Annotated in this window: 11 protein-coding genes; 9 read left to right on the top strand and 2 right to left on the bottom strand. The window is 43.8% G+C overall.

Annotated features, from left to right (window positions below; translation table 11 throughout):
* Window positions 1-68: 68 nt before the first annotated feature.
* The gene (locus KFT32_RS18905) at window positions 69-908 is read left to right on the top strand and encodes a MetQ/NlpA family ABC transporter substrate-binding protein (protein ID WP_211748803.1); all 840 of its coding nucleotides are present in this window, start codon (window positions 69-71) and stop codon (window positions 906-908) included.
* A gap of 111 nt (window positions 909-1,019) precedes the next feature.
* Here the strand turns inward: KFT32_RS18905 and KFT32_RS18900 are convergent, their stop codons facing one another.
* Window positions 1,020-2,390 (bottom strand): alkaline phosphatase, encoded by a 1,371-nt coding sequence (locus KFT32_RS18900; protein WP_249435983.1) that lies wholly within the window; start codon window positions 2,388-2,390, stop codon window positions 1,020-1,022.
* 267 nt (window positions 2,391-2,657) lie between these two features.
* On the opposite strand from KFT32_RS18900, the gene recQ reads away from it, so the two are divergent.
* The 3 genes from recQ (at window position 2,658) to KFT32_RS18885 (ending at window position 6,744) form a co-directional block, all read left to right on the top strand.
* The gene (recQ, locus tag KFT32_RS18895) at window positions 2,658-4,535 is read left to right on the top strand and encodes a DNA helicase RecQ (RefSeq protein ID WP_211748802.1); all 1,878 of its coding nucleotides are present in this window, start codon (window positions 2,658-2,660) and stop codon (window positions 4,533-4,535) included.
* Window positions 4,536-4,753: 218 nt separating this feature from the next.
* On the top strand, window positions 4,754-6,523 hold the full coding sequence (locus KFT32_RS18890) for a B12-binding domain-containing radical SAM protein (protein ID WP_211748801.1): 1,770 nt from the start codon (window positions 4,754-4,756) through the stop codon (window positions 6,521-6,523).
* Window positions 6,524-6,549: 26 nt separating this feature from the next.
* Entirely contained in the window at window positions 6,550-6,744 is a 195-nt protein-coding gene (locus tag KFT32_RS18885; protein WP_211748800.1) for a hypothetical protein, read from the top strand.
* Between the two features lie 135 nt (window positions 6,745-6,879).
* Here KFT32_RS18885 and KFT32_RS18880 read toward each other — a convergent pair whose 3' ends face one another.
* Window positions 6,880-7,722, bottom strand: a complete 843-nt coding sequence (locus KFT32_RS18880; protein WP_211748799.1) for a helix-turn-helix domain-containing protein — start codon at window positions 7,720-7,722, stop codon at window positions 6,880-6,882.
* Window positions 7,723-8,007: 285 nt separating this feature from the next.
* On the opposite strand from KFT32_RS18880, the gene KFT32_RS18875 reads away from it, so the two are divergent.
* The 5 genes from KFT32_RS18875 (at window position 8,008) to KFT32_RS18855 (ending at window position 13,098) form a co-directional block, all read left to right on the top strand.
* A complete protein-coding gene (locus tag KFT32_RS18875) occupies window positions 8,008-9,372 on the top strand; it encodes a carbohydrate ABC transporter substrate-binding protein (RefSeq protein ID WP_211748798.1) in 1,365 nt (454 codons plus the stop codon).
* Window positions 9,373-9,571: 199 nt separating this feature from the next.
* The gene (locus tag KFT32_RS18870) at window positions 9,572-10,390 is read left to right on the top strand and encodes a carbohydrate ABC transporter permease (protein ID WP_249435982.1); all 819 of its coding nucleotides are present in this window, start codon (window positions 9,572-9,574) and stop codon (window positions 10,388-10,390) included.
* Window positions 10,391-10,402: 12 nt separating this feature from the next.
* Window positions 10,403-11,293, top strand: a complete 891-nt coding sequence (locus tag KFT32_RS18865) for a carbohydrate ABC transporter permease (protein WP_211748797.1) — start codon at window positions 10,403-10,405, stop codon at window positions 11,291-11,293.
* A 9-nt stretch (window positions 11,294-11,302) separates the two neighbouring features.
* A complete protein-coding gene (locus tag KFT32_RS18860; protein WP_211748901.1) occupies window positions 11,303-11,482 on the top strand; it encodes a DUF6903 family protein in 180 nt (59 codons plus the stop codon).
* Window positions 11,483-11,598: 116 nt separating this feature from the next.
* Entirely contained in the window at window positions 11,599-13,098 is a 1,500-nt protein-coding gene (locus KFT32_RS18855) for an arylsulfatase (RefSeq protein WP_211748796.1), read from the top strand.
* The last annotated feature ends 154 nt before the right edge of the window (window positions 13,099-13,252 follow it).

Here is a 13,252-nt window from a genome sequence, read left to right as displayed (position 1 = left end):
AGCAGACAACAAGAAAAACATGGTAAGCTATAGAATAGAAAAACATCTATTGAGGGAGAATACACAACATGAAAACGAAAAAAACGTGGTTTAAATGGATGGCTGGAATGACCCTTACAAGTTTGTTACTCGCAGGATGCAGTAATACTACGGTAGAAAACAACGGTGGAGGTATAACGGATCAGGATGAACCACGTGTCATTAAACTTGGGGCTCCTGCAGGTTCAGGTAAGGAAATGGTTGAGAAGACGATGAAAGATATTATTGAAAAACAAGGTTCCAAACTGGAAGTAGTGGAGATTAGCGACCCGAAAGAATCATTATCCCAGTTAACTAAAGGTTCAATTGATGCTTACTTAAATACGTTTACGGATAACAGTGACAATAAAGTAACGTCTATTATTTCGGTTCCTACTGAACCACTTGCGCTGTATTCGAAGACGGTTACTCGTGAAGAAGATATAGCTGCGAATAGTACCATTCTCATTCCGGACGAGCCGTTCCTGCTCAGCCGTACACTGCTCATGCTTGAAGATGAAGGGCTAATTGGTATTCGTACCGGGGCTGTTTTATCGGCGATGTCGGTTGAAACGGATGTAACGGATAATCCGAAAAATGTAACGTTAAAACCTACACCTGTGGAACAACTAAGTAAAGCTTGGTCTGGAACAGGTGATGAGCTAGTCGTGATGCCAGTTCAAATGGCTACCGAGGCAGGCCTCACTGATAAGGAAGAACTGGATACAGAGGATGTACCAGAAAGTCTCAGCAACCGACTTGTTGTGCGTGCAGCAGATCAGAACACTACGTATGCACGTACCATAAAAGAAGTGATTCAGTCTACCGAATATGAGAAGCTGCTGGATCAGTACTTCCCGAATTTTGATAAACCAGAATGGATGGACTAGACTAAATCCGTAAAAATATAGATAGGGTTAAAAAAGGGACTCCCTTGCAGTTCGTTGTTGAACTGCGTAGGGGAGTCCCTTTTTCATTCGATAGCTATTTCTTCAGGATCATTATTTGTGCTTACTCAGGATATCGAAAATGATACGAGCGTTATCCGTATTATCGATCAGTCCTGCGAATCGGTCCTTGCCAGGGCCGTAAGCATATACAGGAACGTCATCACCTGTATGTCCGCCTGTCGTCCAGCCGGTAAGAGAGCGGTTATTGAAGATGGCTTCGATGGCATTGTCGATATCGGTAGCATTTTTCTCTTTTGCAGCATCTTGTACAGACTTGATTTCCTCAGCAGTCAGCTCAAGATCGATATATTTCTTAAGGGTTTCTTCTACTGCACTTCCTGCAACAATTTCTGCTGCCATAAAGTCAGGCGTACGTTTTGCAGCTTTGATCGGATCTGCGAAGAAGTTATATTCTCCGTCTTTACCCAGTGTGAGTCCGCCAGTGGAGTGATCCGCTGTTGCTACAACAAGTGTTTCGCCATCTTCTTTTGCAAAATCAATAGCTGCTTTGAATGCTTTCGCGAAATCATCCATTTCACTCATGGAACCGACGATGTCATTATCATGGCCAGCCCAGTCAATCTGGCTGCCTTCGACCATCAGGAAGAAGCCGTTCTCGTTCTTATCCAGTCGATCAATTGCCGTATTTGTCATTTCTGCAAGGGAAGGAGTCGCACTGGTACGGTCGATCGCTTTATCGAGGCCGCCATCAGCGAACAATCCGAGAATTTGTGAGTTGCTGTCTTTCAGCAAAGCATTGCGATCAGTAACGTAACTGAATCCCGCTTCTTGGAATTCTTTTGTCAGGTCACGGTTTTCTCTTACGAAATTCGTTTTTCCGCCCCCAAGCAAAACATCCACTTTGTGCTCTCCATTAATCATTTGGTCAAAGTAATCGTCTGCGATCGCATCCATATTTTTACGACTAATATCATGGGCACCGAAGGCAGCAGGTGTAGCATGCGTAATCTCGGAAGTGGCAACCAGACCGGTTGATTTGCCGTTTTCTTTAGCCTGCTCAAGTACCGTTTTCACTTCCGTGTGGTCGTTATCTACCGCAATGGCAGCGTTATACGTTTTAACTCCAGCAGACATGGCTGTTGCTGCAGATGCAGAGTCGGTTACGTTTTGGTGCTCATCTTCCGGGTACGTCATTTGTGCACCGACGAGGTATGGATCAAACTCCGTTTTTTCCATTAGTGGAGTAGAGGGATCATCTTTCATATATCGGTAGGCCGTCGTATAAGGCGTGCCCATTCCGTCACCAATAAGAAAAATAACATTTTTGATTTTTTTTGTTTCTACACTGATCGCGTTAACGGAATCGACTGCATGTGCTTGTCCAGCAGATAAAATGGTAGAAGCAGCAAGGGTGATCCCTAGCACAGCAGGCACCATTTTTTTTGTTTTTTTATTTAACATGTAATTATTCCTCCCCTTCATCTTCGGAACCTGATTTTTGTTATGTACTCATTAATTGAAGAATAACATTCGATTGTAAAAAGAAAGCATCGTCTTCATCAGCGGAATATTAATTCTTTATTTACAAACCTCTTTTTTATGATCCTTTCCTTGATGTCTGACCACATAATTCGGTACACTTAATAGAATGAACTGAAAAAATGCATGAATGAGAAGATGATGTTTTCTTTTCCTGAAAATACGGGAGAAGGTGAGGAGTTACGGAAGATGAGTATTCAGGTAAAAACAATGATAGAAGCGCAGGAACTGCTGCAAACTTATTTTGGTTATCCTGATTTTAGGGAAGGTCAGAAGAAAATTGTAGAAAGTCTGCTTCAAAATAACGATACGCTCGGCATTATGCCGACAGGTGGGGGTAAATCCATCTGTTACCAGATCCCTGCCTTATTGCATTCGGGTCTGACTCTTGTGGTGTCGCCGCTGATCTCTCTAATGAAGGATCAGGTCGATGCCCTGCTCGCAATGGGTATTCCAGCTGCTTATATCAATAGCACACTTAGTGGAAGGGAAGTAAATGACCGGATCAGAGCTGCCCGCAGCGGAGAATTGAAGCTCCTCTATGTGGCGCCCGAGCGGCTGGAACTGGACTGGTTCCGTGACGAGATGGCAGAGCTATCTATCTCATGCGTAGCTGTGGATGAAGCACACTGTGTGTCTCAGTGGGGACATGATTTTCGGACAAGTTACCTATCGGTAGCCCCGTTTGTGGAATATTTACCGGAGCGTCCGATCGTGGCTGCTTTTACAGCAACAGCAACACCCGCAGTTATGGATGATATTCTAAGACTGCTTCGTCTTCGTAATCCAGAAACATTTGTAACTGGACTTGGCCGGGATAATCTTGCAATGCAGGTGCTGCGCGGAGAGAACAAAAAAGAATATGTAATGGACTATGCCCGTGAACATGCAGATGAAGCGGGGATTATCTATGCTGCGACTCGTAAAGATGTAGACGATTTGTATAGCCGTTTGCAGCAAGCAGGAGTGGCAGCCGGGCGATATCATGCAGGAATGACAGATGATGAGCGGGCGGCAAGTCAGGAAGCGTTCCTGTTCGATGATTTGCGAGTTATTGTTGCAACGAACGCATTCGGGATGGGAATCGATAAAAGTAACGTTAGGTATGTTATCCATTACAATATGCCAAAAAACATGGAAGCCTACGTGCAGGAGGCAGGCCGCGCCGGACGGGACGGAGAACCGAGCCAGTGTATTCTGCTCTTTAGCGCGCAGGATATCATGACCCAGAAATTTCTGCTTGAGCAGGGTGATCAAGATGCGGAACGGAAGCGCAATGATTACCGTAAGCTTCAGCAGATGATTGATTATTGTTATACGACGAAGTGTTTGCGTAGTGCGCAGCTGGACTATTTTGGAGAAGAGCATGACGATACGGGCTGCGGGATTTGTAGTTCCTGCACAGATGATCGGGAACTGATCGATATGACCGTTGACGCGCAGAAGATCTTCTCCTGCATCCACCGGATGAGGGAACGTTTTGGAGTGTCACTTGTATCAATGGTGCTGAAGGGTTCAAGGAACAAGAAGGTACTGGAATATGGGTTTGACAGTCTTCCAACGTATGGCGTGATGTCCAATCGTTCGGAAAAAGAAATTTCGGAAATGATTAACGTGATGACCTCAGAGGGGTATCTTGCTTTGTCAGAAGGGCAGTATCCTGTGCTAAGACTTCAGCCGCTCGCGGTGGAAGTGCTCAAAGGACAGCGCGAAGTGATGCAGCGGATGGCTAGAGTAAGTACCACTTCTTCCCGCAGCACCAGGTCTTCTCGTACAAGTAAACGAGATACGTCGCCATCGGCAGTTAACGAAACGGTATTTGAACAGCTGCGGCTCATCCGCCGGGAAATGGCGGAACGTGAGCACGTACCGTCCTATATTATTTTTAATGATGCAACCCTTAGAGAAATGAGTGTGGTATGTCCGCAGAGCGAACGTGACATGCTGAAGATCAAAGGGGTTGGTGAAGTGAAGTTCCGTAAATACGGACAACCTTTCCTTGATTTCTTCTTGAATCAGGGTACAGGGGAAGTAGAACCTGAGGCATACGATCCGTTTGAATTTTGACGTTGAAGTAGGTAAATGACGTAATTGTGGTAAGAATGAATCTATAGATATAGATTTAGCTTATCTGGCGTGAAGTAGTGTAGGTCAGGATAGTATTCATGTAGTATAATGGAATATCGTGGTCATAGAAGCAGACAAGATGATCTTTTATAGGCATTTTGTATATAAAATCAAGGTGCTGTGATGAGCAGTTCCTCTACGGTAAAGGTTGTGCACAAATGAAAGTGATTTTGTCGACGCTGAATGCAAAGTACATTCATACGTCTCTTGCCATTCGCTGCCTTAAGGCGTATAGCGAAAAAGATTTTGATATTGAGCTGGCGGAATATACAATCAAAGACCCGGTGATGAACATCGTGTCTGATTTGTATCAGCGCGGAGCCGATGTCATCGGATTCTCTTGTTATATATGGAACATTGAAGAGACGATCAAAGTGATTAACATCCTGAAGCGGGTAATGCCTGAGGTGAAAATCATCCTTGGCGGTCCTGAGGTTTCCTATGATGTAGAGTACTGGATGGAACGTCTTACGAACGTTGACTTTATCGTTGTTGGCGAAGGAGAAGAGACGTTTCACCAGCTCCTGCAAGAGATTGAAGGCAAGCAGAAGTTCCATTTCGTATATGGACTTGCTTACCGCAAAGGAGAAGAAGTGATTGTAATGCCGGGACGGCCTAAAGCCGACCTAAATGATCTTCCTTCTCCGCATCGTTTTGCAGAAGATCTCCCGGATCTCGGGAAACGGGTAGTTTATTTTGAGACGAGCCGGGGTTGTCCGTTTAACTGTCAGTTCTGTCTGTCCAGTATTGAAGTTGGCGTGAGATACTACGATATTGAGCGGACGAAGGCGGATATTCTATACCTGATCGCAAACGGTGCGAAACTCATCAAATTCGTGGATCGGACGTTTAATATTAAACGGGATTATGCGCTTGAAATGTTCGAGTTCCTGATCCAAAATCATGGAGGATGCGTGTTCCAGTTCGAAATTACGGCAGACATTATGCGCCCAGAAGTGCTGGATTATTTGGCTGAAAATGCGCCACCAGGGATGTTCCGTTTTGAAATTGGAGTACAGTCCACGAATGATCCGACGAATGAACTCGTGAAACGTCGTCAGAACTTTACGAAGCTCAGCCGGACTGTAAGTAAAATTAAAGCCAGCGGGAAAATTGATCAGCATTTGGATCTCATTGCCGGTCTGCCGCTGGAAGACTACGACACGTTCCGTAAAACATTTAACGATGTATTTGCACTGGGACCAGAGGAGCTTCAACTGGGGTTCCTTAAAATGCTGCGTGGTACTGGCCTACGTCTGGACGCAGAGAAATACAATTACACATACATGGATCATGCACCGTATGAAATTTTGGGCAGTGACGTGCTTCCATTTGGCGATATCGTAAGACTCAAACGTCTGGAAGATGTGCTGGAGAAGTACTGGAATGCACATCGTATGGACCATACGTTGAAATATTTGATGGAGCAGGAGTTCCCGTCACCGTTTGACTTCTTCCAGGCGTTTGGTGATTACTGGGAAGGACAAGGCTGGCAGAAGATTGGGCACCAGCTGGAGGATTTGTTTACCCGGCTTCGCTCGTTCCTCGAACAGCGCGGGACGCAGCATATGGATCTCATCCTGGGGCTGATGAAACTTGATTACTTCCTCGGTCACAAGTACAAACCGCGTAAAATCTGGTGGGATTTCACGATGGAAAAGAGCGACTGGGCTTCCTATATCAAACGACTGACCGAGCATCCGGAAGAAGTATCGCCTGAATTTACTAAACTTGGACTCGGTGAGCGAGAACTTCAGAAGCATGCCGTGCTTGAAGTACTTCCGTTCAGTCTTGAGCGTATGCTGGATGGAGTAACACCTGCGGCTGCCGAAGGCAAGACACTTCTCGTTACTTTGTATCAACAAAATGAAGATCAAAAGCCGATTTATTTTACGTTGCCACTGGGAGCGGAAACGAAAGCGATATAATGTAAATTTTGATGGTCTACTTACTGATGGACCTAGCTTTCATCATGACGCTTCTTGTTCTTCTCTACGATAATCAGAAAGTGATACTGCGTAAACTGAATCGTAAAAAAGAAACGCAGGAGCAAAAAAGTTTGTTACAACAAAGGAAAGCAGCCCAACAACAATTTGATCAAAGTGATCTTCCTAGCATCGATGAAGTAAAAGAGTTGAATGATCGGTAATATGTTGTATTTTTATAGATTTACAGACTTAGGACCACTGCCTTGTTTATCAGGACAGTGGTTTTTTGTTGTTACATATGCTTTATTTCGGCGGTTCGATAGAGTAGTTACCGGATTTTTGATGTTATGTGCTTGTTATTGAACTTGTTTTCTTGTCTGAAGTCGGTAAACACTTGGGGTTAGACCACAGCTACGACGGAAACTTTGCGAGAAATAGCTTTGAGAGGAAAAGCCGGTGGATGTTGCGATTTGAGAGATGGAAAGATCCGTGGTTTCCAGTAACTCTTTACTCGCACGAAGCCTGACTTCATTTAAGTAATTGATCGGTGACATCCCGTAATATTTAGCGAAAGTGTGTACGAGATAATACTTGCTCAGATGTGCCTTTTGCGATAGAGAATCGAGCGAGATATCTTCCGCAAAGTTCGAATCGATATACCGCTTAATCCGGCTACACACTTTGTTAGCTCTCTGGCTGCCTACGACGGAGAATGGATGATCAGAGCTTCGCATTAAGTTAATAACGACGACCTCAAGTAAATTTTGACAGACGGCTTCATAATTTTCTTTCTTGTTCTCCGTTTCCCGAAGTAAGGCATTAAAATAGAACAATAACTCTCCCCGCTGGTGGCGATAGTTAATAATCTCATAATTACGGTTCTCACTTTGATCCCCAAAGTCAAAGCTCATCCCCTCAACCCCAAGCACAACATATTCGAGAGGATCAGTACCCGCAGAGACTTCGGTATGTTCCACATTTGGATTCACAATGACAAGATCGTCCTGCTGAACGGGAAAAATCTCATCCTCGACAATAAAATTGCCTCGTCCACTTCGGACATAAAATAGCTCAGAGAAATTATGAGAGTGACGTAAACTGAACCAATCACCTTCATAAATGGAGGAACTCACATAGATCAACCTAACGGGAATCTCTTCACGTTCCTCACCAAGAAGCCAGTAGCGTACATTTCCCACGTATAGCCCGTCCTTTCTTATGTAAAAGCTCACTTCTGCCGATGCTACATTTTTTCATTTACTTAAGACGTAACTCATAAGGGATATACCATTTAATTATACTGAATTCCTGATTTGTATACAAATGCACAAAAATTTAAAATTTTGTAATAAAAGCAAGATATATAAAATGAATGGCAACATGTCTGTAGAAATAAAATGACCCGATGGGATAAGGTGAAAGGGTACGTAATTATTATAAATGGTGTTTACACCAGACGAGAAAAGTTCAATGGAGGGGGATTTATGAGAAAAATTCTTAGTTTTGCACTTGCAGCAGTACTGACACTCAGCCTATCAGCCTGTGGCGGCAATTCTGAAAGTAGTTCTGGTTCCACACCAGAAGATTCATCGAAGACAAACTCTACTCCGTCAACAGAAACACGTACTCTTAAATTAGCCGCTTTAGAAACCGCTTACGGTGCTGATGTATGGAAAGAGATTACAGCAGCATTTGAAGCAGCCAACCCTGGGGTGAAAGTTGAAACGACCATTGACAAAAATATTGAAGATGTCATTGGACCCGGCATGAAATCTGGCGATTTCCCAGATGTTATCCATCTAGCAACGGGCCAGTTAAAAGGCCTGACTGAGACTTTTATTAAAGATAATAACTTAACAGATCTAACGGATGTGTTGTCGATGACTGTTCCTGGCGAAAGTGTAACGGTGAAAGACAAACTGATTCCTGGCTTTGTTGATACGACCATTACGAATCCTTATAAAGACGGAAAGACGTACCTCATGCCTATGTTCTATAGTCCTACCGGTCTATTCTACAATGAAGGTTTATTTGAAGAGAAAGGCTGGGAAGTTCCTACGACTTGGGACGAAATGTGGGCTTTAGGTGACAAAGCGAAGGCGGAAGGTATTGCACTATTCTCCTATCCGATGGCTGGTTACTTTGATTCCTTCTTCTATGCATTACTTAACGAGGTAGGTGGAGCGGATTTCTTCACCAAAGCCACGAACTACACTGAAGGCATTTGGCAAACTCCTGAAGCACAACAAGTATTTGATATCATTGCTAAGCTGGCAACGTATACCGAAACAACCGTTCCAGCGAATGCTAACAAAGATAACTTTACTAAAAATCAACAACTCATTCTAGATAACAAAGCACTATTTATGCCAAATGGTACTTGGGTTGTTGGTGAAATGAGTAAAGCTCCTCGCGCAGAAGGTTTCAAATGGGGCTTCACAGCTTTGCCGGCAGTAAAAGAGGGTGGCGACCGTTACTCCTATACGTTCTTTGAACAAATTTGGGTTCCTGCAAAAGCTGAAAATGCAGATCTGGCAAAACAATTCATCTCCTATCTTTATTCAGATGAAGCAGCATCTATTTTCGCCAAAGTCGGTGCGATTCAGCCTATTGAAGGGATGTCCGGCAAGCTTGATGGTGACAACAAACTCTTCTACAGTATTTATGATAATGGGGCCAAAGCATCGATGGGCGCATTTGCAACGACCGATCCAGTTGAAGGTGTGAATATTTCGGATACGGTATTCCGGACGATCGACTCCTTAGTAACAGGTGCGAAGACAGAGCAACAATGGATTGACTCTATAACTGAAGCAAGCGACGCACTACGTGGTGCATTAAAACAATAATCAGTCAGTCTTCTAAGGGGATTTCCATTAATGATGAACGGAATTCCAAGAGAAAGCCTGAGAATAATGGTGGTCAGCGCATGCTGCCCGCCTTTATTCTTCCCTAAGGAAGGAGAGGTTTCCAATAGAAAACAAAAAAGGAAGAGGACGATTTATATTTTTCTGTCTAGCCCCCGCCGTTCTCTTGTTCGTTATTTTCATGATTATCCCCACAGTCAATGTATTTCGGATGTCACTTTACAAGTGGGGTGGCTATACAGATGACAAAACCTTTGTAGGATTTCAAAATTTCAGCAAATTATTTCAAAGTGACAAGTTTTATCAAACCTTTCAAAACAGTGTATTACTCATCGTTATCGTTACAGTCGTGACCTTTGCGCTCGCACTTATATTTGCCTCGATTCTCTCTCGTGAACAACTGAAAGGGCAAAACCTATTACGCATCATTTTCTATATTCCGAATATTCTGTCTGTCGTCGTTATCAGCGCGATATTCTCTGCGATATTTGATCCAAACAGCGGGCTTCTAAACTCTATTTTGAATTTGTTCCGTGGATCCGGAGCTGAGCCCATCCTTTGGCTTGGAGACCAGAAGATTGTCATCTTCAGCCTTGGGGGTGCTATGATTTGGCAGGCGATCGGGTATTACATGGTTATGTATATGGCAAGTATGGCCAATGTACCTGAGAGTTTATATGAATCGGCCGAGCTCGAGGGTGCGGGCCGTTCGACACAATTTTTCTCTATCACAATTCCACTAATCTGGACGAATATACGTACGACCCTCACCTTTTTCATCATCAGCACGATTAATATGAGCTTTTTGTTCGTTATGGCGATGACGAGCGGTGGTCCAGACGGTGCCACTGAGGTATTCCTGAGCTATATGTACAAAGAAGCTTATACCAATTCCTCGTATGGCTACGGAATGGCGATCGGTGTTGTTGTGTTCCTATTCTCTTTTGCGCTTGCTGCCATATTGAATGCAGTCACCAAACGAGAGCATTTGGAATATTAAGGAGGGGACAAAATGAAAAATACACTTACACGAAATAGCCGCAGCGATAAGGTTCTTAAAGTCTTCATTTACGTGATTTTGATCGCTTTGGCCGTAATCATCATGGTCCCTGTACTATGGGCGTTTGTTTCCTCTATCAAACAAGATAGTGAGTTCTATGGCAGTCCATGGGCGCTTCCAGAAGGGATCTATCTGCAGAACTTTGCTGATGCATGGTTAACGGCAAACATGGGTACATACATGCTTAATTCCGGTATTGTGACTGTAATCGGACTCGTACTTCTACTAGTCGTAGCATTGCCGGCAGCTTATGTACTTTCACGGTTTAAATTTAAAGGGAATCGTATCTTGAGCATGATGTTTATGGCGGGGCTGTTTATCAATATCAACTATATCGTCGTTCCTATTTTCCTTATGCTTAATAATGGAGATAAGGTGCTTCGCGACATTTTTGGACAGCCGATCCTGTTGAACAATTTGTTCATTCTTGGGCTGATCTATGCTGCTATGGCGCTGTCATTTACGATCTATCTCATGTCGGGATATTTCAAGTCATTACCAAAAGAATACGAGGAAGCTGCTGCCGTAGATGGTGCAGGCTATTTTCGTACCATGGTACAGGTCATTATGCCAATGGCCAGACCTAGCATTGTAACTGTCATTTTGTTTAACTTCTTATCTTTCTGGAATGAATATATCGTGTCCATGACCATGCTTACCAAACCAGGCCTTAAAACATTACCGGTAGGTTTAATGAATCTAATGGCAGCGCAAAAATCGGCGGTTGAGTACGGTCAGATGTACGCAGGTCTAGTCATCGTCATGCTGCCAACGTTGATTCTATATATTCTAGTCCAAAAGAAGCTGACCCAAGGGATGACGATGGGCGGGTTGAAAGGTTAAGGTGCTAATATGAACGATTCAATGAAAGATAATTTACGCATTGTGCTGATGTCGATCGTATTTATCGTCGGTATAGTACTTGTTATTGTTGGACAAAAAGACATTGGTGCACCAGGACTCGGGCTTATGCTATTAGGGGTCGCCATGCTGATCGGTCTGCTATGGTTCTATAATCGTAAATACAAGTAACTGCCGAGTTGAAGGATATCATGTAGGCAAAAGCGAATGAGATCAAGTGGTATGAAATGTGAATTTGACGTTTTTATACTAAAAATTGTAGGTTCTGCTCTAGAGGGGGCTATGAAATGAAACCGAAGACGGAGTCTAATCGTCCTAATATTCTATTGATTACAGTCGACCAAATGAGATTCGATTGTCTAAGTATATTAGGTCATCCAGTTGTGGAAACACCTAATCTGGATGAGTTAGCTCGAACTGGAGTACGATTCGACCATGCTTATTCAGCAACGCCCACATGTGTACCGGCTCGTGCAGCTATTTTTACAGGGCTCAAACAAGCATCTCACGGACGTGTAGGCTATCAAGAGAGAGTGCCATGGAACTATCAAACCACGCTGCCAGGAGAGTTAGCTAAATCGGGTTATCATACGCAATGCGTTGGCAAAATGCATGTGTATCCAGCACGCAGCTTGCTTGGATTCCATAATGTGGTATTGCACGATGGTTATCTACACTATAATCGGAATAAACATAACACCGCTGTTCAAGAACACTATGATGAAGTGGATGATTATTTGCAATGGCTTCGCGGGCAGGTTCCGGGAGCAGATCTGCTAGATCTAGGACTGGATTGTAATGCTTCCACAGTTGCAAGGCCTTGGACTCTTCCTGAGCACCTGCATCCGACGAATTGGACCGTTAGTCAGTCGATAGATTTTTTACGCCGGAGAGACCCGAGTAAGCCGTTCTTCTTGTGGATGTCTTTCGTACGTCCTCATTCTCCACTTGATCCACCGCAATCCTATTTAGATTTATATAAAGATGCAGAAATTCCTGAACCTATTGTCGGAGATTGGGCGATGAAGGAAGATCCACATTTGAATGGATTCAATCCGGTGACTTCGCAAGGATTCGTTCCGAAGCGTCGCTTGAAGATGGCCATGGCGGCATATTATGCTTTGATTACACATATCGATCATCAAATTGGTCGCTTTTTGCAGGTGCTAGATGAATACGGAGAACGAAATAATACGATGATCATGTTTACATCTGATCATGGTGAACTCTTAGGAGATCATCATTTGTTTAGAAAGTCGTTGCCTTATGAAGGAAGTGCTCATATTCCGTTCATAGTAAATGATTTGGGAGGTCACTTGAACCTAGCTGCCGGTTCTGTTGTTTCCGAAGTTGTTGAATTACGTGATATTATGCCGACTCTATTAGATGCTGCCTCCATCAAGGTCCCTGATTCCATAGAAGGGGAGAGTATATGGGGGTTAGCACGGGCTAACAATGAATCGCTGGATAAGCCGTGGCGTGAATATCTTCACGGTGAGCATTCGCAAGGCATGGCATCTAATCAGTGGATAACTAGTGGCACGGAGAAGTACATATGGTTCTCTCAAACCGGTGAGGAGCAATTCTTCGATTTAGTACAGGACCCTTATGAAGTCCATAATGTAATTCATTATCCAGAATGGCAAGAACGTATTAAGTATTTTCGTTCAGCACTCGTCCGTGAGCTTCAAGGTCGTGAAGAAGGATATGTACAACATGATAAACTGGTCGTTGGTTGTAAACCGGTTGCCGTGTTATCTCACATTAGGCCGGATGGAAGCAGATAGAAATGGACCCAATGGCTAGCTGGATCTAACCATTGGAGGTACAGTTTGTCCATTTTTTCAACGTAACGCTAACAAAGAAGAGGCCACCTGTACGTCTTCACAGTGGCCTCTTCTTTGTTGTGCTATGCGTGATGAGTTACTCTACTAAATATGG

The organism is Paenibacillus sp. Marseille-Q4541 (assembly GCF_018310695.1).
In the GTDB taxonomy this organism is placed as follows: domain Bacteria; phylum Bacillota; class Bacilli; order Paenibacillales; family Paenibacillaceae; genus Paenibacillus.
This window is presented reverse-complemented; position numbering and strand designations above follow the sequence as displayed.

Coding starts and splice junctions, on each gene's coding strand:
- KFT32_RS18900 (WP_249435983.1), bottom strand. CDS start 2,390: ATGTTAAATAAAAAAACAAAAAAAATGGTGCCTGCTGTGCTAGGGATC.
- KFT32_RS18870 (WP_249435982.1), top strand. CDS start 9,572: ATGATTATCCCCACAGTCAATGTATTTCGGATGTCACTTTACAAGTGG.
- KFT32_RS18905 (WP_211748803.1), top strand. CDS start 69: ATGAAAACGAAAAAAACGTGGTTTAAATGGATGGCTGGAATGACCCTT.
- recQ (WP_211748802.1), top strand. CDS start 2,658: ATGAGTATTCAGGTAAAAACAATGATAGAAGCGCAGGAACTGCTGCAA.
- KFT32_RS18885 (WP_211748800.1), top strand. CDS start 6,550: ATGGACCTAGCTTTCATCATGACGCTTCTTGTTCTTCTCTACGATAAT.
- KFT32_RS18855 (WP_211748796.1), top strand. CDS start 11,599: ATGAAACCGAAGACGGAGTCTAATCGTCCTAATATTCTATTGATTACA.
- KFT32_RS18865 (WP_211748797.1), top strand. CDS start 10,403: ATGAAAAATACACTTACACGAAATAGCCGCAGCGATAAGGTTCTTAAA.
- KFT32_RS18875 (WP_211748798.1), top strand. CDS start 8,008: ATGAGAAAAATTCTTAGTTTTGCACTTGCAGCAGTACTGACACTCAGC.
- KFT32_RS18890 (WP_211748801.1), top strand. CDS start 4,754: ATGAAAGTGATTTTGTCGACGCTGAATGCAAAGTACATTCATACGTCT.
- KFT32_RS18860 (WP_211748901.1), top strand. CDS start 11,303: ATGAACGATTCAATGAAAGATAATTTACGCATTGTGCTGATGTCGATC.